The organism is Streptomyces sp. HmicA12, from assembly GCF_000373565.1.
Lineage (GTDB): Bacteria > Actinomycetota > Actinomycetes > Streptomycetales > Streptomycetaceae > Streptomyces.
In genome coordinates this window covers 204,670-225,760 of the sequence record NZ_KB891842.1, presented here as the reverse complement: position 1 = coordinate 225,760, position 21,091 = coordinate 204,670, and the positions used below count along the sequence as shown (strand labels likewise).

Below are 21,091 nucleotides of genomic sequence, written 5' to 3'. Positions count from 1 at the left end.
CACAACTGATGTAACACCAATGATGCTAAGAACGTGTTCCGGTGAGCACAAGCCCCTAACGAGCAAGCGCTTAGACAATCTAGGGCCGCGACGGCCCGCGGGCCCCCGGGCAGGGCGTGTTCGGCCCGCACGCTAGCCTCAGCCACCGACAACGGCGCGGGACGCACGATGAGGGGTGTCATGAACGAGGCCGAGAAGCCCGGGAAGCCCAAGAGCACGGACCGGGCTTACGACGTGGTGCTGTTCGGGGCGACGGGTTTCGTGGGGGTGCTCACGGCCGAGTACCTCGCGGCCCACGCCCCCGAGGGGCTGCGCTGGGCGATCGCGGGCCGCGACACCGCGAAGCTGGAGCGGCTGCGCGAGCGACTGACCGGGATCGATCCGGAGTGCGCCGTGCTGCCGCTGCTGCGCGCGGACGTCGCCGATCCGGCGTCGCTGCGCGAACTGGCCGCCCAGGCGCGTGTGGTGGCCTCCACCGTGGGCCCGTACCTGGAGTACGGGGAGGGGCTCGTCGCCGCGTGCGCCGACGCGGGCACGGACTACGTGGACCTCACCGGCGAGCCCGAGTTCGTGGACCTCATGTACGTGCGCCACGACGCCCGCGCGCGCGAGACGGGCGCCCGCCTGGTGCACGCCTGCGGCTTCGACTCGATCCCGCACGACCTGGGCGCGTACTTCACCGTTCGGCAACTGCCGGAGGGGGTGCCGCTGCGCGTCGACGGGTTCGTCCGGTCCAACGCCCGGTTCTCGGGCGGTACGTTCGCGTCCGCGCTGAACCAGTTCGCGCGCGGCCGGCAGATGCTGGCCGCGCAGCAGGACCGGCGGCGCCACCAGCCGCGGGTCGTCGGGCGCACCGCCTACGCGCCGACGGGGACGCCGCGGTACGCCAAGGAGGTCGGGGCGTGGGCGCTGCCGCTGCCGACGATCGACCCGCAGGTGGTGCAGCGTTCGGCGCGGGCGCTCGAACGCTACGGGCCGGACTTCCGCTACCGGCACTACGCGGCCGTGCGCTCGCTGCCGGTCGCGGTCGGCGGGGTCGCGGCCGTGGGCGTGCTGTTCGCCGCGGCTCAGGTGCCGCCCGCACGGCGCTGGTTGGGCGGGCGGCTGCTGCCCGGCGACGGCCCCGACGAGGAGCGGCGGGCCAAGAGCTGGTTCTCGGTGCGGTTCGTGGGCGAGGGCGGCGGCCGCCGGGTCTTCACCGAGGTGGCCGGAGGGGATCCCGGGTACGCGGAGACGGCGAAGATGCTGGCCGAGTCCGCGATGTGCCTCGTACGGGACGACCTGCCAATCACCGCCGGGCAGGTCACGACGGCGGTGGCCATGGGGGACGCGTTGATCGAACGGTTGCGGGGGGCCGGGATCACGTTCCGGGTGGCGGCGGAGCGCTAGCGCGCGGCGGCCAGCGCGTCCCTGCAGAGGCGGTCCGCTCTGCGGGTCGTCTCCGGTTGGCGGTACTTCGGGGTGAGGGACAGGGTGTGGGCGCAGGCGTTGTCCAGTGACACCCGGTGGCCGACCGAGACGTAGACCGGCTTGACGTGGTCACGGGTGCGCACGGCGCGGCCGACCTCCTCGGCACCGTCGAGGAGCGGGGCCGTGCTGCCGCGCTCCGGGCTCAACACGCCTTCCGCGAACACGAACGGGTTCTTGGCGACGCCCATCGTGGGAAGTCCGGTGAGCACGCCGAGGTGGCTGGCGAGGCCGAAGCGGCGCGGGTGGGCGAGGCCGTAGCCGTCGCAGATCACCAGGCCGGGATCGGTGCGCAGCGCTTCGAGCGCGCCGAGCACCGCGGGGATCTCACGGAACGCCAACAGGCCCGGCACGTAGGGGAAGGCGACGCGTCCCACGGCCGTCGCCTCCTCGATGACCTGAAGGGTGACCGGGTCCAGGACGACCGCGGCCGCGGCGACGACGTCGCGCTCGTCGTCGTAGGCGACGTCGATCCCGGTGAGGGGGCCCGCGCCGGGCGGCGGCCCGGTCTCGTGGCGCACGACCCGGTCGCGCAGCGCGTCCTGCACCGCGCGCGCCGCGGCCTCGTCGGCCGGCCAGCCGTCAGGGATCCCCGTGATCGTCGCCATGGCGCAACCCTAGGGCCTGGGTCATCGGTGGCCCTGGCCCCAGCTCTCCGGGTCCCACAGCCCGGACCGGCGCAGCGACTGCGGGCAGTGCAGATAGATCTCGTCGATGTCCAGGAGCAGGGCGAGGTGCGGCCGTTGGCCTCGCACGGTCATGGCGTCGAAGAACGGCGCGTCGGTGAGGATGCGGGCGCGGCCGTTGACCCGCAGGACGTCCGTGCCGCCGGGTATGAGGAACAGCAGGCCCGCGTGCGGGTTCTGCAGGATGTTGTGGAAGCTGTCGCCGCGGCGGTTGCCGGGGCGGTCCGGCAGGGCGAGGGTGCCCGCGTCGACGATGTGCGCGAAGCCGGGGCCGTCGCCGCGCGGCGAGACGTCGCAGTTGCCCTGCGCGTCGGACGTGGAGACCAGGCAGAACGGCGAGCGGGCGATCAGCTCCCGGTCCCGGTCGTCGAGCCGGTCGTGCACCTTGTCGATCACGATCGGCCACGGCTCGCCGAGGATCTCGCGCAGCTGGGCCGGGTCGCGCAGTTCCACGCGGCCGACGGCCGGTTCGAGGGTTTCGGTGGCGTGCGGCAAGCCGACTCCTGGGGTCGTGCGGGTGGTCACCAAGTAGATGCCGGGCACAGATTAACTGATGTTAGGTTAGCCTCCCCTTACCCCCCTCAGGGCCTAGACCCGACTCCCCGCCGTCGTGTCGGACGACAGCCGCTGGGCTACGTACACGGGGATCACGGACAGCAGGACGAGGACGACGGCGACGACGTTGACCACGGGGGCCTGTTGCGGCCGGGCCATGTTGGAGAAGATCCAGACGGGCAGTGTCTGGACGCCGGGGCCCGCCGTGAACGTCGTCACCACGATCTCGTCGAAGGACAGCGCGAACGCCAGCAGTCCGCCCGCGGCGAGCGCCGAGCGGGTCAGCGGGAAGGTGATGTCGCGGAAGGTGCGGAAGGTGTCGGCCCCGAGGTCCATGGCCGCTTCCTCGTACGTTCCCGAGAGCCGGCGCAGCCGGGCGGCGACGTTGTTGAAGACGACCACGACGCAGAACGTGGCGTGCCCGACGACGACGGTGAACAGGCCGAGGCCGATGCCGATCGGCTCGAGGACCGTGCGGAACGCGGTGTTGAGCGCCACGCCCGTGATGATGCCGGGCAGCGCGATGGGCAGGACGACGGCGAAGGAGACCGCCTCCCGGCCGAAGAAGCGGTACCGGGCCACCGCGAAGGCGATGAGCGTGCCGAGGACGAGCGCGATGGCGGTGGCGCCGAGGCCCGCCTTCACCGAGGTCCACAGGGCGTCGCGGGCGCCCGCGCTGTGCCAGGCGTCGCGCCACCAGTCCAGGGTGAGTCCGGACGGCGGCCAGCCCGAACTGCGGTCCGGGTTGAGGGAGTTGACGACGACGAGGAGCAGCGGCACGTAGATCACGGCGAAGCCGAGCAGCGCGCCGACGCGCAGCGCGATGCGGGCCGGGCGGGACAGATGCACCACGGACTCCCTTCACAGGCTGCCGAGCGCGCCGGTGCGGCGCACGGCCAGCAGGTACAGCACGATCACGACGACCGGGACGGTGCCGAGGGCGGCGGCCAGCGGCAGGTCGAGCGTGATGTTGGAGTAGACGAGGTTGCCGATCAACTGGGTCTTCCCGCCCACGATCTGTACCGCGATGTAGTCGCCGAGGCTGAGCGAGAAGGTGAAGACGGAGCCCGCGGCGACGGACGGCAGGACCATCGGCAGCAGTACGGTGCGGAAGGTGCACCAGGTGCGGGCGCCCAGGTCGGCGGAGGCGTCGAGGAGGCTGTCCGGGACGCGTTCGAGACCCGCGTGGATCGGCAGGATCATGTACGGCAGCCAGAGGTAGGTCAGGACGAGGACGGTCGCCGTCAGGCCGTAGCCGGGCCCTTCGATGCCGAGCGGGCTCAACACCCGGTCGAGGAGCCCGCCTTGGGCCAGCATGACGCGCCACGCGTACGCCTTCACCAGGTAGCTGGCCCAGAGCGGGGTGAGGATCGCGACGACGAGCAGCGGGCGCCATCGGGGGCGGGCGACGCGCGCCGTGTAGAAGGCGATCGGGAACGCGAGCACGACGCACAGCGCCGTGACCGCGAGCGCGACTCCCACGCTGCGCAGGGCGACCTGGCGGTACACGTCGGTCGTGAACAGCGCCTCGAAGTTGTCGAGCGTCCAGGTGCGCACGATGTCCGACGTGAACGGGTCGGTGGTCCACAGGCCGGAGAGGAACAGGACCGCGAGCGAGCCCAGGTAGGCGACGACCAGCCACGTCAGGGGCGCGGCGAGCAGGAGTGCGAGGCGGAGCCGGGGGCTGCGGTGCAGCACCCCGGCGGCTTTTCGCAGGGCCATCCGTACCCTCTCAGCCCTTGATCTCTGTCCAGGCCTGCACCCACTTCGTGTAGGGCACGCATGTCACGTCGGTGCGCCCGTCCAGGCACTGCGGGATGGGCGTGGTCCAGAAGTGGACCTGCTTCCAGTACGCGGCGTCGTCGGCGTGGAAGGTGGCGCAGTGGCTCTTGTCGCTGGTCTCGTCGCAGGCCTTCGCGTTCGCGGGCGCCTCGCCGAAGTACTCGGCGACCTGGGCGTTCACCTTGGGTGAGACGATCCAGTCCAGCCATTTGTAGGCGCAGTTGGGGTGCTTGGCCTTCGCGGAGACCATCCAGGTGTCGGACCAGCCGGTGGCGCCCTCCTTCGGCAGCACGGCCTTCACCGGAGCCTTCTCGCCCTGCGCGGTGTTCACGATGACCTGCCAGCTGGTGCCGACGACGGAGTCGCCGCTCTTGAAGGCGGAGATCTCCTTCAGGTAGTCGCTCCAGTACTCGCCGACGTTGTCGTTCTGCTTCTTCAACAGGGCGACGGCGGCGTCGAACTGCTTCTGGTCGAGCGCGTACGGGTCCTTGATGCCGAGGTCCGGCCGCGTCTTCATGAGGTACAGGGCGGCATCGGCCAGGTAGATCGGCGAGTCGTACGCGGTGACGTGCCCCCGGTACTTCCCCGCGTCGTCGAAGACGGCCTTCCAGCTGTCGGGGGCCGGGGTGACCTTGTCGGTGCGGTACATGAGGAGGTTGGCGCCGCGCCCGTGCGGGATGCCGTAGGCGACCTTGTCGACCGAGTTCCAGGGCTGCATCTTCAACCCGGGGAAGATGTCCCGGTAGTTGGGCACGAGGCCGGTGTTGACGGGGGCCGCGTCGCCGGAGGCGATCAGGCGCAGGGACGCGTCGCCGGAGGCGGAGACGGCGTCGTACTCGCCGGTCTTCATCAGGTTGACCATCTCGTCGGAGGTTCCGGCGACCTTGGTGTCGACCTGGCAGCCCGTCCGTTTCTCGAACGGGGTGACCCAGTCGACCTTCGGGTCGTTCGAGCCGTCCTCCGCGTATCCGGCCCAGGCGATCAGGTTCACCCGGCCCTCGGTCTTGCCGAGGGACTTGGGCGCGGACATCTTCGGCGGGGTGAAGCCCTGCCCGCCGGGTGCGCCGCCGGAGCCCTCGTCGGAGTCGCCGCCGCAGGCGGTGGTGAGCAGCAGCCCGCCGAGTGCGGCGGCGGCCATCAGCGTTCGGGTTGCGCGCACGTGATCTCTCCCGGTGTGTGAGGTGGATCAACTGGCGTGTGTCAGCGGGATGTTGTGGCGTCGGTGCCAGCGCAGCAGGACCCGGGTGCCGGGCAGCGCGTGGGCGTCGGCGGCGGACGTGTCGAGGTTCTGCCGTACGACGACGAAGCGCACCCCGGCGTCGGTGTCGACGACGACACGCGTGTGGTCCCCGAGGTACACGGCGTCGGCCACCGTGCCGTGCACCTCGCTGTGGTCACGGCGATCGTGCTCCGCGTCGGTGTCCAGGACCCGTATCTTCTCCGGTCTGACGCCGAACGTCCCCGGCTTCCCCACGATCAGCTCGGCGGCCCTGCCCGTGACGGTGTTGGTGGTGCCGACGAACGAGGCGACGAATCCGGAGGTGGGCGCCTCGTACAACTCCCCCGGTGTGCCGACCTGTTCGACGCGCCCGGCCTTCATGACCGCCACCCGGTCGCTGAGGGCGAGGGCCTCGGCCTGGTCGTGGGTGACGAGGACGAAGGTGATGCCGACCTCGCGCTGGAGTTCCTTGAGCTCGGTCTGCATCTGTTCGCGGAGCTTGAGGTCGAGCGCGCCGAGCGGTTCGTCGAGCAGCAGGACCCGGGGGTGCACCACCAACGCCCTTGCCAGCGCGACGCGTTGACGCTGCCCGCCGGACAACTGGCCCGGCCGGCGCCCGCCGAACCCTTCGAGGCGTACGGAGGCGAGCGCGGCCCGCGCCCGCTCGGCCTGTTCCTTGCGGGAGGCGCCGCGCACCTTGAGTCCGTAGGCGACGTTCTGCTCGACGCTCATGTGCGGGAAGAGCGCGTAGTCCTGGAAGACGGTGGTGACGTCGCGCTCGAAGGGGGCGCGGCGCGTGACGTCCTCACCCGCGAGCGAGACGGTGCCGCCCGTGGGGGTCTCGAAGCCGGCGATCAGCCGCAGCACGGTGGTCTTCCCGGATCCGGAGGGGCCGAGCAGCGAGAAGAACTCACCCTCGGCCACGTCGAGTTCGACGCCGTCGACCGCCCGGACGTCACCGAACGACTTGCACAGCCCGTGGAGGGTGATCGCGGCGGTCCCGTTGCCCGTAGCCATACGCGTAGATCTTCCACAGTTCAACGACGCCCACAAGACCGCGCGCCCGTTTCCGGCCCTCGGTCCTTGAGACTCCCATTGCCTCTCGTTCCCTGCGGGTTCAACTCACGGACCCTGTGCGTGCCTTATGTCCTCCCTATGGTCCATGAGGCTTGCGAGAGAAGGGTGGCTCATGGACAGACCGCACGCCATACGGGCACGCGGCATCACCAGGACGTTCGGCGACGTCATCGCGCTCGACGGGGTCGACCTCGATGTGGCGCGGGGCCGCATCCACGGTCTGGTCGGGCCGAACGGCGCGGGGAAGACGACGCTGCTCGGGCTGCTCCTGGGCCTCGGCGTCGCGGACGGCGGGACGCTGGAGATCCTCGGGGCACCGGTCGGGCGGGCGCTCGCCGTGCCCGACGCGGTCGCCGGGTTCGTGGACGGTCCCGGCCTGTACCCCTCGCTGACCGCGCGCCAGAACCTCGCCGCGCTCGCCAGGCTCCAGGGCCGCGACGCGCGTACTCCGGCGATCGACGACGCGCTCGGCCAGGTCGGTCTCACCGATGTCGCCGACGACCGCACCCGGGGCTTCTCCCTCGGTATGCGCCAGCGCCTCGGCCTGGCCGCGGCGCTGCTCACCGAGCCCCGGCTGCTGATCCTGGACGAGCCCGCCAACGGCCTGGACCCGGCGGGCACTCGTCATGTGCACCGGGTCCTGACCGGGCTCGCCGCCTCCGGTACCGCCGTCGTCCTGTCCAGCCATCGCATGGACGACCTGGAGGCGCTCTGCTCCGAGGTCACCATCCTGGCGACCGGACGCGTCGTCTTCTCCGGTCCGCTGAGCGAACTGGCTTCGGGGAAGCGTGAGTTGGAATACCGGCTGCTGACCTCGGATCCGGAGGCGGCGCGCAGGGTGGCCACCGACACGGACGGCATCCGTCTCATGGAGACCCGCGGGATCCGGGAGGACCCGGCGCCGCTCGTCGTGCGCGCGCTGGTGCCCGCCCTCGACGACCTGGTGACACGGCTGGTGAAGGCGGGCGTCGCGCTGCGCGAACTGGCGCCCGTGGTCTCGCCGTTGGAGGCGGCGTTCCTGGCGCTCACGGGGTCCGACGGGCCCGGCGGCACGGCGCTGCAGCCCGACGACACCAAAGCCGACGAGAAGGCACAGGAGGCCGCACGATGACGGCGACGCTCGCCCTCGACAACGTTGCCGTGCCACGTCGCGTCCCGGTGACCCGGGGCTACCGCTTCGAGGTCGTCAAACTCGTCGCCCAGTGGCGGATCCGGCTTCTGGTGCTGGTGTGCTGGGTGGCGCCCGCGCTGTTCGTCGCGGCGGTGAGCCGGCAGAGTTCGCTGCCCGTCGACACCCTCTTCGGGCGGTGGATGCACGCGACCGGGTGGGCGGGGCCGTTGGTCATGCTCGGCTTCTCCGGGAGCTGGGCGCTGCCGCTGGTGACGTCCGTCGTCGCCGGGGACGTGTTCGCGGCCGAGGACCGGCTCGGGACGTGGCGGCATCTGCTGGTGGCGGTGCGCTCACCGCGGCGGATCTTCGTGGCCAAGGCGCTGGCCAGCCTCACGATCATCCTGGCCCTGGTGGCGGGGCTCGTCGTGTCCAGCACCTTGGGGGGCCTCGCGACCGTCGGGAACCATCCGCTGGTCGGCCTCGACGGGCATGTCCTGACGGCGTCGGACGCCGCCGGGAAGGTACTCCTCGCCTGGGTCTGCGCCCTCGCGCCGACCCTCGCCCTGTCCGCCATCGGGCTGCTCGGCTCCGTCGCGCTCGGCCGGTCACCGATGGGACTGCTGCTGCCCGCCGTCGTGGCGCTCGTCCTGCAGCTCGGGCAGATGCTGCCGCTGCCGGTCGCCCTGCGGGTGGCCCTGCCCGGCTACGCGTTCATTTCGTGGAACGGCCTGTTCACCGGCCCGCAGCAGCTGGGACCGCTCGTGATCGGCATCGTGGTCTCCCTCGTGTGGGCCGTGGCGGCGACCGCACTCGCGTATCTCCTTTTCGTACGGCGCGACTTCACCAACCCGAGCGCCGACGGCTCGGGGCGCCGCGCCCTCACCGTCGGCGCGCTGCCGCTGCTCGCCATCGGCGCCGTGACGGTGGCCGTCGTCGCGGGCGCGACCCCGGCGAGCGGGTCGGGCATCACCCAGGACAAGGTGCAGCGCTCGGTCGCCACGGCGTTCGCGCACCTCTACGTCGTCCAGACCAGGGAGCTGCACCGGCCCGCCGTCAGCGAGGAGCAGTTGCGGGCCACGGCGGCGTGCAACAAGGGCAGCATCCGCGTCGACGCGGAGGGCCCCGGCAACGACTGGCGCTGCGTCGTGTCCTGGCACCTGCCCGGCATCGACGCCACCGGGCAGGCGATCTACCAGCTCGACGTCACCACCGACGGCCGGTACGTGGCCGACGGCGACGGGCCGAAGGAAGTCAACGGCTACTTCCTGGTCCGCACCCCGACCGGTGACGGCCCCAATCCGCTGTGGCAGTTCGACGCCAACGTCGAGCTGCTGAAGCCCACTTCGGCCGATTCGGCCACTCTGAAGGGATGACCCCATGCAGGTAACACGCCGCAGGCGTGTCGGGAAGGCCCGTACGGGCCTCCTCGCGAGACGCGTCGGCCGCCGCAAACCCCTGGTCGTCACCGGCGTCACGGCGCTGGCTCTCACCGCCGCGGGAGCCGCTTTCGCGAGCACCGAGCAGTTCGGCCACGACCAGGTGGGCCAGGTCACCCGGAACGGCCAGGTGATATCCAGCGACCAGTACATCGCCCCGTACGGCGACCGTCTCGTCCTGAACAGCGGCAAGATCATGTCGTCGTCGGTCAGCCCCGACGGCACGCATCTCGCGGCCTCGGTCACCGACGGCGGCGCCGCGCTGTCCATCGTGGACCTCAAGACGTGGAAGGAGCAGCAGCTCGTCGGCAGCGCCGCCACGTCGAACCCGCGCATCAGCGGCAACGACGTGGGGCAGGAGGGTCCGACGTACTCCCCCGACGGCAAGCAGTTGTGGCTCGGCCGGACCGACGGCTACACCCGCTTCACCGTGAACGACGACGGCAGCGTCGCGAACCCGACGACCGTCACGATCCCGGCGGACGGCGCCAAGCACGCGCTCGTGGGCGAGCCGGTGTTCTCCGCCGACGGCTCGACGGTGTACGCGGCCGTCAACGGGCAGAACCGGGTCGTCGCCCTCGACGCGGCATCCGGCGTGATCAAGCACAGCTGGGCCGTCGGCAACGCCCCGCGCGACATGGCCTGGGCGGACGGCAAGCTCTACGTCAGCAACGAGGGCGGACGCCCCGCGAAGCCCGGCGACACCACCCTCAACTCGTACAACACGCAGGTGCCTGCCGACCCGAAGACCGCGGCCACCACCACCGGCACCGTCAGCGTCATCGACCCGGCGAAGCCGGACGCCGCCGTCGCCTCCATCGACGTAGGACTGCATCCGACCGCCCTGTACGCGCATCACGGCGCGCTGTTCGTCACGAACACCGCCACGAACGACGTGTCGGTCATCGACACCGCGAAGGGCAAGGTCGTCCAGACCATCTCCACCAAGCCGTGGCCGGAGGCGTCCGTCGGCTACGAGCCCGACGCGGTGACGCTCACCGGCGACGGGCATCTCCTGGTCGCGCTCGGCCGCGCGAACGCCGTCGCCGTGTACCGCTACGACTCCCCGCAGGAGCCGGTCAGTTACGTCGGTCTGCTGCCGACGGACTACTTCCCCTCGGAGATCACATCCGTCGGCGACCAGGTCGTCGTCTCCAACACCCGTGGCATCGACGCCCGCCGGCCGACCACGAAGGCCGGGCACGCCACCCACGACACGACGTCGAGCGTGCAGCACTTCACGCTGCCGAGCGACCGCACGATCCGCGCCCAGACGTCGAAGGTCTTCCGGCAGAACGGCTGGACCCACGGCGCCGTCGAGAAGGCCGACAGCAAGCACCCCAAGCCCAGGGCGGTGCCGGTTCCGGCGCGGCTCGGCGACCCGTCGACGATCAAGCACGTCTTCCTGATCGTGAAGGAGAACCGGACCTACGACCAGCTCTACGGCGACATGCCGGAGGGCGACGGCGACCCGGCGCTCGCCGAGTTCGGCGAGAACGTGACGCCCAACCAGCATGCCCTTGCCCGGCAGTTCGGCCTGTACGACAACACGTACGACATCGGTACGAACTCGGCCGAGGGTCACAACTGGCTGATGCAGGCGGACGATCCGGAGTACACCGAGTCCTCCGCCGGTGAGTACGCGCGCAGTTACGACACCGAGGACGACGCGCTCGGCCACCAGCGGACCGGGTTCCTGTGGACCGGCGCGCAGGCCTCCGGCAATTCGGTGCGGGACTTCGGCGAGTTCCAGCAGTTCCTCACCAAGCCGGCCGACGCCAGTTGGCAGAACCTGTACTGCGACGCCAAGAACATGCGCTCCACCGGCCAGGACACCGCGTACGACCTGGTCTCGTCCTCGCCGATCCCCTCGCTCAACGACGTGTCGGCGCACGGCTTCGCGAAGTTCGACACCAGCGTCCCCGACATCTACCGGTCCGAGATCTGGAAGCAGGACTTCGAGAAGAACGGGCCGTCGAACCTCAACATGTTCTGGCTCTCCAGCGACCACACCGGCGGCCCGGCGAACGCGCCCGCGCAGGTGGCGGACAACGACCTGGCGACCGGCCGGATCGTCGACACCATCTCGCACAGCAAGTACTGGAAGGACTCCGCGATCTTCGTGGTCGAGGACGACTCCCAGGCCGGTCTCGACCACGTCGACGGCCATCGCGCGCCGATCCAGATCATCAGCCCCTGGGCGAAGCACGCCTCCGTCGACAGCCGCTACTACTCGCAGATCACGATGGTCCGCACCATCGAGCAGATCCTCGGGATCCACCCGATGAACCAGAAGGACAGCGCGGCCACGCCGATGGCGACGGCCTTCACGAAGAAGGCGGACTACACGCCGTTCACCGCGCTGCCCAACCGCACGCCGCTCACCGACGGTCTGAAGACGCCGCCGTCGTGCGGCGTGGACACCCCGGCGGCTCAGGACACGAAGGCGGCGGCCGTGCCGTCGACGAAGGTCCCGGCGGCGCGGCGCGCGCTGGCGGAGCAGTGGGACGCCTGGAAGTCCAAGCAGCGCCTCACGGGCCCGCACGCCGTGCCCGACTTCGCCAACCCCGCGCAGATGAACCACTTCACGTGGTACGAGACGCACGGCTGGACGAAGCCGTACCCGGGCGAGAAGAAGCTCTACGCGCCCAAGGACGTACCGGGGGCGTTCATCCCGCCGGCCGAGAACGACGGCTGACCCGGCTCCGATCGTTCCCGGGGCCCCGGCGGGCGTACGCGTCCGCCGGGGCCCCGGTCCGTTCTCAGCGCTCCAGCCGGGCCACCCGCCCCTTCTCGCCCGCCGCCCAGCAGGCGCCGTCGCGGGTGCAGTCGACGGTGTCGTACGAGCCGGTGTCCACGGTGCGCCAGGTGCGGCCGCCGTTCGTGGTGAGGTCGGTGCCGGTCGGGCCGACGGCCAGCGCGGCGGCGCTGCTGCGCGGGAGCCAGGCGACGCCGGAGCGGTACGCGGGCGGCGGCTCGGCGGCCTCGGTCCACGTGCGGCCCGCGTCGCCGGTGACCGCGGCGGCCCGCGGTGACGGCTGGTCGGCGCGGTAGTCGCCGCCGACCGCGAGGCCGTGCGTGCGGTCGCGGAAGGCGAGGCCGAAGACGCCGCGCGCCGGGTCGCCCGCGGGGATCGGGGTGTCGGTCGCGGTCCAGTTCAGGCCGCGGTCGCCGGAGTGCAGCACGCGGGACGTGGCCCCGCCGCCCGTCGCCAGCCAGACGTCCTTCGGGCCGGACGCCACCAGGCACTGCCCGGACGCGGCGAAACCCGCCTCGCCGGTCTGCGCGGCCGGCATCCCGGCGCTCGGCAGCACCCGCCAGGAACGGCCGCCGTCCCGCGTCGACAGGATGCGGTACTTGCCGTCGACCGGGTCGCTCATCGCGAGGCCGTGGCGCGGGTCGAAGAACGTGACGCAGTCGTAGAACGCCTTCGGGTCGGTGTTGCGGAACGCTTCCGTCCAGGTCGCGCCGCCGTCGTCCGTGCGGAAGATCCGGGACGCCTCGCCCTCGCCGATCGCCAGGGCCACGGCGCGGCGCCCGTCGAACGCCTCGACGTCCCGCAGCTCCAGGTCCGCCGCGCCGGGCGGGGACACATCGCGCCAGTGCGTGCCGCCGTCGGTGGTGCGCAGCACGGTGCCCTTGGTTCCGGCCACCCAGGCGGTGCCCCGGTCGACGGCGGCGAGCCCTCGGAACCGTACGTCCGCGCGCTGCGTGTCCTTCAGGTGCCAGGACGGTGTGCGCGCTGCGGCGCCGGCGGGTGCCGTGCCCAGCGCGAGGGCTCCCACCAGCGTCGTCACCGCCAGCCCCACGGTGCGCAGAGTTCCCGGTCGCCTCGTTGCCCACAGTCTCCCCATGGCGCGCGAAGCTAGCCCACTGTCACTACCGCGTCCAGAGCCCCCTGCTTGAAACCGGTGACAGAGGTCACTCGTTTTTCGTCCGACAACAGGTGCACGGATTCACCCGTTCCGCCGTCTATTCAAGTGAGGCCATCAGAACGTCCGGCGGCCTCGGTCCGGTCGTCACAAGGGAGCAGGCGTTGTCCAATGTCATCGAGCAAGCCGTAGAGGCCCGTCTCGTCGCCGCCGCGCCGCGCATGGCGAGCATCCCCGCGACGCTGTGCTACGACGCGTGTGACCCGTTCGCCGTCCGGATGTCGTTCCCCGCCGCCGCCACCCTCGAGGGGGTCGACGTGTGCTGGACGTTCGCCCGCGAGCTGATCACGAGCGGTCTCACGGAGTCCGTGGGGGCCGGGGACGTCCGGGTGCGTCCCTACGGGTACGACCGCACCGTGCTGGAGTTCCACGCCGTGGAGGGCACCGCGGTCGTGCATGTCCGCACCGACGATCTGCGGCAGTTCCTGACGGGCACGACCGAGCTCGTGCCGACCGGTGACGAGCACCTGCACGTGGACGTGGACCGGGATCTGGCGGAGCTGTTGCGGGACGCGTACTGACCGTCACGCGACGTTCCGCGTACGACGGAGTTCCGCGTACGGGGCTGTCCGTGCGCCGTACATTCCGTGCGCCCTACTGAAGACGGCTGACAGTGGTGCCCGCGCGTGTGAGGATGCCTGAACTGGCATTCGGGGGAGGCACAGTGCGCGCAGGACGAGACGGCCGCCGGACGCCGCCCGGACCGGCGCTCGCCGCGGGTGCCGTCGCGCTCCTGGCCGTCGCCGCCCTGGTGCTGCGCCCCGGCGAAGGGCTTCTGCACTCCGGCCGGGGCCCGCTCGGCGGCTCCGGATTCCTCGTGGTCGGACTCGCCCTGTGCTGGGCCTACGGCCTCGTCCGCCTGTCCCTTCGCCTGCGGTCGCGGATCGACGGCGACCTGCGGGCGGTGCCGCCGCGCGAGGAGCGGCTGCGACAGGCCGGCGTCCCGCTGCTGATCGCGGGACCCCTCGCGCTCGGTGTGCTCGCCCTGGTGCTGCACCGGTTCCCCACGGGCCGCAAGGAGCCCGCGGGGCCACCTCCGACAGCACCGATGACTCCTTCGCACATCAGAGGGCCCGCGCCCGACGCGCGCTCGGGCCACGGTTCGTCCCTGCCCCTGCAGCTCGTGGCCGGGGTGATCGCCGCGTGCCTGCTGGTGGTCGCCGTCGTGCTCCTGGTCCGCCTGCTGCGCCGGCGCGGCCTCACGTTGCCGCGGGTCCCCGCCCGTCCCGCCACGACCGAGGAGGACGCGGAACGGGAGCTGCTGCTCGCCGCGGTCCGTGAGGGGCGCCGCGCGCTGGCCGACGGCACCGACGCGCGGGCCGCCGTGATCGCCTGCTACGCCGCGATGGAGAACGCCCTCGCCGCGTCCGGCGTGCCGCGCCGCGCCGCCGACAGCCCCGCCGACCTGCTCCTGCGCGCGTCCCGGGCGGGGCTCGCCGCGGGGTCGGCCGCGCCCCGGCTGACGGCCCTGTTCCGGGAGGCCCGCTACTCCACGCACCCGATGGACGACTCCCGCCGCGTGGCCGCCGCGGACGCGCTGGAGGAGATCGCGGAGCTGCTGCGGGAACGGCGGGAACAGGAGGCGTCCCCATGACCGGTCCTGCGCCGGGGCGCACCGGGACGCCGCCGAGCGACACCGGCCCCTTTCCGCGCCGCATGCTTCTGACGGTTCCTCAACTCGTGTCCCTGCTGGGCGCGGTGGCCGTCTCAGGAGTCCTGCTGATCCTTCTCGTCGACGGTCCTGTCCCGGCCGGCGCGACGGCCGCCCTGCTCGCCGCGGGCGCCCTGTTCTTCGCGCGCTACGTCGTCGGCGCGGACGCGCAGGACTCCGGACGGCGGGGCGAGGTACGGCTGCTGCGGACCCGGGCACCGGGCATGGGCGAGTGGCACCGCAACGTACGCATTTCGCTGGGTCCCGACGGCGCCTTGGGCTACCGGGCGGTGCTGAGGCCCGAACTGCGCCGCCTGTTCGCCGCCGCGCTCGCCGAGCACCACCATGTCTCCCTCGACCAACAGCCGGACCGCGCGGCCGAGTTGATCGGCCTCGAGCTGTGGCGCTGGCTGGGCCCCGAGCCGCCCGCGACGGGGCCGGACGGCGCGATCCCGGCCGAGGTGCTCGGCCGCCTCGTCGACCGCCTCGAAGCGCTCGGCGAAAGGGCGCCCCGTACGCGTACCCGCACTCACCCCCGTAAGGAAGAAGCGTCGTGACGAGCCCGTCCGAGACACCCGCCCCGCTCGCGCCCCTGACCCCGCGGGAGGCCGGCGAGCGGGCCTGCGCCGTGCTGCGCGAGGTGGGCCGCGCCGTCGTGGGCAAGTCCGAGGCCCTCGAACTCGTCATGCTCGGCGTCCTGGCCCGCGGGCACGTGCTGATCGAGGACCTGCCGGGGCTCGGCAAGACGCTGCTCGCGCGGTCCTTCGCGACGGCGCTCGGCCTGGACTTCCGCCGCATCCAGTTCACGCCCGACCTGCTGCCGTCCGACGTCACCGGCGCCTCCCTGTACGACCAGCGCGGCGGCGAGATGGTCTTCCACCCGGGACCCGTCTTCGCGCACCTGCTGCTCGCCGACGAGATCAACCGGACGCCGCCCAAGACCCAGGCCGCGCTCCTGGAGGCGATGGCCGAGTCACAGGTGACCGTGGACGGGGCGACGCGCCCGCTGCCCGACCCGTTCCTGGTGATCGCGACCGCCAATCCGGTGGAGTACGAGGGCACCTACTCGCTCCCGGAGGCCCAGCTGGATCGCTTCCAACTCCGGGTCCGCATGGGGTACTTGGCGTCCGACGAGGAACTGGCGATGCTGCGCGCCCGGGTCGACCGCGCCGCGCCCGAAGCGCGCGTCGACCGGCTCGCGGGGCCCGCGGAGGTGGTGGCCTGGCGAGCCGCGGTGGAACGCGTCGAGATCGACGACGACCTCCTCGCCTACGCCGTCGCACTCGTGAACGCCACCCGCGACCACCCCCAGATCAGCATCGGCGCGTCCCCGCGCGGCGGTCTCGCCCTCATCCAACTGGCCCGCGCGCGTGCGGTGTTGGAGCAACGTGACTTCGTGATCCCGGAGGACCTGAAGGCCCTCGCGGTACCGGCCCTGGCCCACCGGGTCTCGCTGCGCCCGGAGTTGTGGGTACGGGAGATCTCCACGGACACGGTGGTGCGCGAGATCGTCGCCACGGTGCCGACGCCGTCGACGCGCCGTACGGAGCCGGTGCGCCCGTGAGCGCCGAACGGCCCCGACCGGGGCGCGGGGAGCCGCGCGACCAGCCCCGTCGACGCGCCGGCCGGATGGCTCGGCGAGGCACCCCGGACGGTGCGCCCGACGCCGCCGTCCTCCGCGCCCTGGAAGGCCGCCGGACCCCGGCCGAACCCCCACCCGCACCCCCGGAGGGCCCCCGCCCCGGCGAGCGCCTCCTCCGCCTCCTGACCGTGACCGCGGTGGCCCTCACCGCGGCGCTGCTCAGCGGCAGGCCGTGGCTGCTCGCCCTCGCCGCCGTCCCCGTGGTGCTGCTCGCCCTGTCCCTGCCCCGCGCCGGTCCGCGCCGCATCGAGACGGCGACGACCGTGGAGCCCCGGCGCTGCTTCGAGGGCGACTCGATCACCGTGCGCATCGAGGTCACCCATGACGGCGACGGCGACGCACGGCTCGACCCGGGCCTCACGCTCGGCCCCGGCGTCCGTCTCGACGAGGTCGTCGCGGGGCGACGGGCGGTCACCCTCCGGTTCACCGCGCTGAGCTGGGGCCGCTGGTCGCTCGGCCCGGTCGATCTCGACGTGTACGACGCCGGGGGCATCGTCCGCCGCACCGTACGGGTGGCGGTGGCCGAGGTGGCGGTGTTCCCGCACGCGGGGCAGCCGCGGTTCACGCCGGTCCCGGCCCGCCTGCCGCAACGGCTCGGGGAGCACACGGCCGCGCAGTACGGGGAGGGCGTCGAGGTCATCGGCGTACGGCAGTGGGAGCCGGGCGAGCGGCAGCGGCGGATCCACTGGCCGTCGACGACGCGGCGCGGCACGGTGCAGTTGCACCGGTTCGCCGCCGAGCGGGCCGCGGACACGGTGATGCTGATCGACGCGTTCGCCGACGTGGTCGACCCGGCGACCGGGGTCTCCTCGCTCGACGAGACGGTGCGCGCCGCGGCCGGTCTCGCCCGCGCGTATCTGCGCACGCACGACCGGGTCGGTGTCGTGTCGACCGGCGGCGCGACGCGCTGGCTGCCACCGCGGTCCGGGGACGCCGCGTTCTACCGGATCGTCGAGAGCGTCCTCGCCGTCCGCAAGGACCGCCGCTTCGACGCGTCCGGGCTGCAGCGCGTCCCCGCGCCCGCGCTGCCCGAAGGCGCTCTGGTCTACGTGTTCACGCCACTGAGCGACGCCCGCATCCTGAAGGTGCTGCGCGACCTCCAGGCACGGGCCAGACGGCCGGTCGTCGTGGAGATCCCGAGCGGCGACCCGGAGGTGCCACCGGGCGACACGGCGGGCGAGTTGGCGCTGCGGCTGTGGCACGCGGACCGGGCGGCGATGCGGTTCGCGCTGCGGGACAGCGGGGTGCCGGTGCTGCGGCACACCGCGGGCGAGCCCCTCGACCTGGCGCTCGCGCCGCTGTTGTCCCGGCGTGTGGGAGGGCGGCCGCGATGACCGTGCCCTGGCGGGAGTACGCCGGCCACGCGGTGCGCACGCTGCCGGTGCGGGTGCTCGGTGTCGCCCTGCTGACGGCGGCGTACCGGCCGTGGGCCGCCGGACACGACGGCACCGGGCTCTTCCTGTTCTGCTGCTCGCTGGTCCTCGGGCTGTGGGCGGCTCCGGGCCTCGATCTGCGGCCGACGCTGCACTCGTTCCGCTGGTGGGCCCGGTTGGCGCGGCACCGGACGACCGCGCTCGCGTGCGCGGCCGTGCTGATCGCCGCGTTCGGTGATCCGCCGCTGTGGCAGGCGGGCTGCACGGCGGTGCTGCTCGCCGGTTACCTCGCGGCGAGCGACGCCTGGTCGACCGGGCTCACCGCCACCCGTCCCGCGCGGCGCACCTGGGGCGAGGCGCTGGCCGCTGCCGCCGCGTCGGCCGCCGTGCTGGCCGCCGCCTGGGTGGACGTGCCGGTGTCCGGGGCGGGCCGGCCGCTGGCGGTGCTGGTGCTCGCGGCGGGCGGAGCCGTCGTCGCGCTGACGGTCCGGGGCCGCGGGCGCGACTCGGCCGACTCGTGAGCTCCCTGGGGCTCAGCCGCCGCCTGACGAGCGGGCCGCCTCGGCGGACTTCACCGCGGCTTCGAGGGCCTTGCGGATCTGCGGCACGTAGGGGCCCGCGCGTCCGGCGAGGTCGGTGAGCCGCTCGGCGTGCTGTCTGCGTTCGCGCCCGGAGAGCAGGCCTCGGAGGTGACCGGCCGCGGCGAGCACGAGGAGGGCCGCCTGGTCGCGGGGCACGGCGTCCGGGGCGGCGGGGCCGGTCAGCGCGGCCCGCGCCTCCATGCGCAGCACCTCCACGTATCCGGAGCGCTCCAGCGTGTGGCGGGTGCCGGGGAACAGACCGAGGACACGGCGCGGCTCGGCGCGCAGGTATCCGTGGGCGACCAGTTCGCGGCGCACGCTGTCGTGGGTGACACGGGCCCGGTGGGTGATCGTGCCGCGCCACGCGCGTGGCCTCGACTCCGCGATGAGTTCGAGGAGCTGGTCGAGAACGGGGTCGTCGGTGCACGCGTCGAGGACCGGCGTCACGACGCCGTCCACCTCGTGGATCAGGTCGCGCGCGGCGAGTTCCGCGAGAGCGCCCGCGCGGACCGCGAGGGGCAGGTCGGGGGCGCCGGACACCCGGTCCTTGCCGGTGTCGTACGCGAGGAGGAGCAGGCGGGCGGGGAGTGCGAGGGAGCCATGGGGCACGTGCCTCACGATAAATACTTTGACGGCCCTCGGACAGCGCCTTACCTTCGATGAAGGTCCTGTTGCCGTCGATAGGAGAAGGACGTTGCTCTTCTGAGGTCTTGAGACACCGCGCATGTCACGCGTACGCAGCTCGTCGCGCGTACCCGCATGTCGTTGTGTGAGACCTCGGCACATGAGCCGTCCTCCCCGCCGGTACAGGCCTTTTTTGTCGCCTCTGGCCCGCGGTGTCTCGAACGCGTCGCATCCCGTCACCGTTCGCACCGAGCAACCGCGAGGCCTTCATGTCACATCCCCAGAGCCACTCCGGCTCCCCCGCCACGTCCGTCGCCGTCACCGGTCTCGACTACGCCTGGCCGGACGGCACCGGCGTCTTCGACGGTCTCCAGGTCGCGTTCGGTCCGGGCCGCACCGGTCTGATCGGCATCAACGGGTCCGGAAAATCAACCCTGTTGAAGCTGATCGCGGGCGAGCTGGCCCCGGCGGACGGCACCGTGCGCGTGTCCGGCGACATCGGCTACCTGCCGCAGAACGTCACCCTCGACACCGCGCTCCGGGTCGACGAGGTCCTCGGCATCGCCAGCACCAGGGCCGCGCTGCACGCCATCGAGGCGGGCGACGTGGCCGAGGAGCACTTCACCACGGTCGGCGACGACTGGGACGTGGAGGAGCGGGCGATCGCTCTTCTCGCCCAACTCGGCCTCGACCGGATCGATGTGGACCGGACGACCGGGGAGGTGTCGGGCGGCGAGTCGGTCCTGCTGCGCCTCGCGGCGCTGCTGCTGCGCCGCCCCGACGTGCTGCTCCTCGACGAGCCCACCAACAACCTGGACCTGCACGCACGACAGCGGCTGTACGCGACCGTCGAGGGCTGGTCCGGCGTCATGATCGTGGTCAGCCACGACCGTGAACTCCTGGACCGTGTGGACCAGATCGCCGATCTGCGCGGCGGCGAGGTCACCTGGTACGGCGGCAACTTCTCCGCGTACGAGAAGGCGCTCGCCACCGAACAGGAGGCGGCGGAAAGGATGGTGCGGGTCGCCGAGTCCGATTTCAGGAAGCAGAAGCGTGAACTGACCGAAGCGCAGGTCACGTTGGCCCGGCGCAGGCGCTATGGGCAGAAGATGTGGGACTCCAAACGCGAGCCGAAGATCGTGATGGGTGCGCGCAAACGGGCGGCGCAGGTCTCCGCCGGCAAGCACCGCATCCTGCACGAGGAGAAGCTCGCCGAGGCCAAGGAGCGGCTCGACGAGGCGGTGGAGGCGGTGCGGGACGACGACGAGATCCGCGTCGACCTGCCGTACACGGCCGTGCCGCCGGGGCGTACCGTCCTCACCCTGCACAACCTCTCGGTCGTCCACGGGGCGCGGGTGAAGGGCGAGTTCGAGGTGCGCGGTCCCGAGCGGATCGCGCTCGTCGGCCGCAACGGCGCGGGCAAGACGACACTGCTGCGCACCGTCGCCGGTGAGCTTCGGCCGGTCGAGGGCGAGGCGGTCGTGCACGTACCGATGCGTCTTCTGCCGCAGCGGCTCGACGTGCTGGACGACACGGCGAGCGTGGCCGAGAACGTGGCCCGGTTCGCGCCCGACGCCTCCAACAACCGGGTCCGGGCCCGTCTGGCCCGCTTCCTGTTCAAGGGCGCCAAGGCCGATCAGCGGGCGGGGACGCTGTCCGGCGGCGAGCGGTTCCGGGCGGCACTCGCCGCGCTGATGCTCGCCGAGCCGGCGCCGCAGTTGCTGATGCTGGACGAGCCCACGAACAACCTCGACCTGGCGAGCGTGCGGCAGCTGACGTCGGCGCTGGAGTCGTACGAGGGCGCGCTGATCGTGGCGAGCCACGACGTCCGGTTCCTGGAGTCGATCGGCGTGACCCGGTGGCTCGAGCTCTAGAGAGGCCGCGGAAGACAGGCCGCTGACGCGGCCGCTCATCGACCGAGCAGCCGCGTCCGAGGCTTCTCGCGGGTCTCAAAG

Annotated in this window: 19 protein-coding genes; 11 read left to right on the top strand and 8 right to left on the bottom strand. The window is 72.3% G+C overall.

Annotated elements, in window-relative coordinates; genetic code table 11:
- Positions 1 to 180: 180 nt before the first annotated feature.
- Positions 181 to 1,389, top strand: a complete 1,209-nt coding sequence (locus B072_RS0133935; RefSeq protein WP_018534432.1) for a saccharopine dehydrogenase family protein — start codon at positions 181 to 183, stop codon at positions 1,387 to 1,389.
- Here B072_RS0133935 and B072_RS0133930 read toward each other — a convergent pair.
- From B072_RS0133930 to B072_RS0133905, 6 genes are all read right to left on the bottom strand, one after another.
- Positions 1,386 to 2,075 carry an endonuclease V gene (locus B072_RS0133930; protein ID WP_018534431.1) on the bottom strand — a complete coding sequence of 230 codons (690 nt, stop codon included), beginning with the start codon at positions 2,073 to 2,075 and terminating at the stop codon, positions 1,386 to 1,388. The two genes, B072_RS0133935 and B072_RS0133930, sit on opposite strands and share 4 nt — an antisense overlap.
- A 21-nt stretch (positions 2,076 to 2,096) precedes the next feature.
- Positions 2,097 to 2,648: an MSMEG_1061 family FMN-dependent PPOX-type flavoprotein gene (locus B072_RS0133925; RefSeq protein ID WP_018534430.1), complete on the bottom strand. Its 552-nt coding sequence runs from the start codon at positions 2,646 to 2,648 to the stop codon at positions 2,097 to 2,099.
- Positions 2,649 to 2,741: 93 nt separating this feature from the next.
- The gene (locus B072_RS0133920; RefSeq protein ID WP_018534429.1) at positions 2,742 to 3,557 is read right to left on the bottom strand and encodes an ABC transporter permease; all 816 of its coding nucleotides are present in this window, start codon (positions 3,555 to 3,557) and stop codon (positions 2,742 to 2,744) included.
- 12 nt (positions 3,558 to 3,569) lie between these two features.
- Positions 3,570 to 4,430, bottom strand: coding sequence for an ABC transporter permease (locus tag B072_RS0133915; protein WP_018534428.1), 861 nt, complete (start codon positions 4,428 to 4,430; stop codon positions 3,570 to 3,572).
- Positions 4,431 to 4,440: 10 nt separating this feature from the next.
- Positions 4,441 to 5,649, bottom strand: a complete 1,209-nt coding sequence (locus B072_RS0133910) for an extracellular solute-binding protein (RefSeq protein WP_026246576.1) — start codon at positions 5,647 to 5,649, stop codon at positions 4,441 to 4,443.
- 27 nt (positions 5,650 to 5,676) lie between these two features.
- Positions 5,677 to 6,726: an ABC transporter ATP-binding protein gene (locus tag B072_RS0133905; RefSeq protein ID WP_018534426.1), complete on the bottom strand. Its 1,050-nt coding sequence runs from the start codon at positions 6,724 to 6,726 to the stop codon at positions 5,677 to 5,679.
- 172 nt (positions 6,727 to 6,898) lie between these two features.
- On the opposite strand from B072_RS0133905, the gene B072_RS44760 reads away from it, so the two are divergent.
- Genes B072_RS44760 through B072_RS0133890 form a run of 3 tightly spaced genes read left to right on the top strand, consistent with a single transcriptional unit; the run spans position 6,899 to position 12,031 of the window.
- Positions 6,899 to 7,897: an ABC transporter ATP-binding protein gene (locus B072_RS44760; protein ID WP_018534425.1), complete on the top strand. Its 999-nt coding sequence runs from the start codon at positions 6,899 to 6,901 to the stop codon at positions 7,895 to 7,897.
- Positions 7,894 to 9,270, top strand: coding sequence for an ABC transporter permease (locus tag B072_RS0133895; RefSeq protein WP_018534424.1), 1,377 nt, complete (start codon positions 7,894 to 7,896; stop codon positions 9,268 to 9,270). Before B072_RS44760 ends, B072_RS0133895 begins: the two co-directional genes overlap by 4 nt.
- Positions 9,271 to 9,274: 4 nt before the next feature.
- Positions 9,275 to 12,031, top strand: coding sequence for an alkaline phosphatase family protein (locus B072_RS0133890; RefSeq protein ID WP_018534423.1), 2,757 nt, complete (start codon positions 9,275 to 9,277; stop codon positions 12,029 to 12,031).
- Positions 12,032 to 12,095: 64 nt separating this feature from the next.
- Here the strand turns inward: B072_RS0133890 and B072_RS0133885 are convergent, their stop codons facing one another.
- Positions 12,096 to 13,187, bottom strand: coding sequence for a WD40/YVTN/BNR-like repeat-containing protein (locus B072_RS0133885; protein WP_051127344.1), 1,092 nt, complete (start codon positions 13,185 to 13,187; stop codon positions 12,096 to 12,098).
- A 182-nt stretch (positions 13,188 to 13,369) separates the two neighbouring features.
- Here B072_RS0133885 and B072_RS0133880 point away from each other — a divergent pair, with 182 nt between their 5' ends.
- From B072_RS0133880 to B072_RS0133855, 6 genes are all read left to right on the top strand, one after another.
- Entirely contained in the window at positions 13,370 to 13,786 is a 417-nt protein-coding gene (locus B072_RS0133880) for an SsgA family sporulation/cell division regulator (RefSeq protein WP_018534421.1), read from the top strand.
- Positions 13,787 to 13,929: 143 nt separating this feature from the next.
- Complete coding sequence (locus tag B072_RS0133875; protein WP_018534420.1) at positions 13,930 to 14,859, top strand: DUF4129 domain-containing protein; 930 nt, start codon at positions 13,930 to 13,932, stop codon at positions 14,857 to 14,859.
- Entirely contained in the window at positions 14,856 to 15,473 is a 618-nt protein-coding gene (locus B072_RS0133870) for a hypothetical protein (protein WP_018534419.1), read from the top strand. The genes B072_RS0133875 and B072_RS0133870 overlap by 4 nt, the downstream gene beginning before the upstream one ends.
- Entirely contained in the window at positions 15,470 to 16,480 is a 1,011-nt protein-coding gene (locus B072_RS0133865; RefSeq protein WP_018534418.1) for an AAA family ATPase, read from the top strand. The genes B072_RS0133870 and B072_RS0133865 overlap by 4 nt, the downstream gene beginning before the upstream one ends.
- Before the next feature lie 65 nt (positions 16,481 to 16,545).
- Positions 16,546 to 17,892 (top strand): DUF58 domain-containing protein, encoded by a 1,347-nt coding sequence (locus B072_RS0133860; RefSeq protein WP_018534417.1) that lies wholly within the window; start codon positions 16,546 to 16,548, stop codon positions 17,890 to 17,892.
- Positions 17,889 to 18,452, top strand: coding sequence for a hypothetical protein (locus tag B072_RS0133855; RefSeq protein ID WP_018534416.1), 564 nt, complete (start codon positions 17,889 to 17,891; stop codon positions 18,450 to 18,452). The genes B072_RS0133860 and B072_RS0133855 overlap by 4 nt, the downstream gene beginning before the upstream one ends.
- Positions 18,453 to 18,464: 12 nt before the next feature.
- Here the strand turns inward: B072_RS0133855 and B072_RS0133850 are convergent, their stop codons facing one another.
- A complete protein-coding gene (locus B072_RS0133850) occupies positions 18,465 to 19,121 on the bottom strand; it encodes a GOLPH3/VPS74 family protein (protein ID WP_018534415.1) in 657 nt (218 codons plus the stop codon).
- Positions 19,122 to 19,405: 284 nt separating this feature from the next.
- Between B072_RS0133850 and B072_RS0133845 the strand changes: the two genes are divergently transcribed.
- Positions 19,406 to 21,010, top strand: a complete 1,605-nt coding sequence (locus B072_RS0133845; protein WP_018534414.1) for an ABC-F family ATP-binding cassette domain-containing protein — start codon at positions 19,406 to 19,408, stop codon at positions 21,008 to 21,010.
- Positions 21,011 to 21,091 lie beyond the last annotated feature (81 nt).

Bases quoted from the DNA above. Each gene is read 5' to 3' on its own strand.
- B072_RS0133935 (WP_018534432.1), top strand. From the start codon at position 181: ATGAACGAGGCCGAGAAGCCCGGGAAGCCCAAGAGCACGGACCGGGCT.
- B072_RS0133930 (WP_018534431.1), bottom strand. From the start codon at position 2,075: ATGGCGACGATCACGGGGATCCCTGACGGCTGGCCGGCCGACGAGGCC.
- B072_RS0133915 (WP_018534428.1), bottom strand. From the start codon at position 4,430: ATGGCCCTGCGAAAAGCCGCCGGGGTGCTGCACCGCAGCCCCCGGCTC.
- B072_RS0133905 (WP_018534426.1), bottom strand. From the start codon at position 6,726: ATGGCTACGGGCAACGGGACCGCCGCGATCACCCTCCACGGGCTGTGC.
- B072_RS44760 (WP_018534425.1), top strand. From the start codon at position 6,899: ATGGACAGACCGCACGCCATACGGGCACGCGGCATCACCAGGACGTTC.
- B072_RS0133895 (WP_018534424.1), top strand. From the start codon at position 7,894: ATGACGGCGACGCTCGCCCTCGACAACGTTGCCGTGCCACGTCGCGTC.
- B072_RS0133890 (WP_018534423.1), top strand. From the start codon at position 9,275: ATGCAGGTAACACGCCGCAGGCGTGTCGGGAAGGCCCGTACGGGCCTC.
- B072_RS0133885 (WP_051127344.1), bottom strand. From the start codon at position 13,187: ATGGGGAGACTGTGGGCAACGAGGCGACCGGGAACTCTGCGCACCGTG.
- B072_RS0133870 (WP_018534419.1), top strand. From the start codon at position 14,856: ATGACCGGTCCTGCGCCGGGGCGCACCGGGACGCCGCCGAGCGACACC.
- B072_RS0133860 (WP_018534417.1), top strand. From the start codon at position 16,546: ATGGCTCGGCGAGGCACCCCGGACGGTGCGCCCGACGCCGCCGTCCTC.
- B072_RS0133855 (WP_018534416.1), top strand. From the start codon at position 17,889: ATGACCGTGCCCTGGCGGGAGTACGCCGGCCACGCGGTGCGCACGCTG.
- B072_RS0133845 (WP_018534414.1), top strand. From the start codon at position 19,406: ATGTCACATCCCCAGAGCCACTCCGGCTCCCCCGCCACGTCCGTCGCC.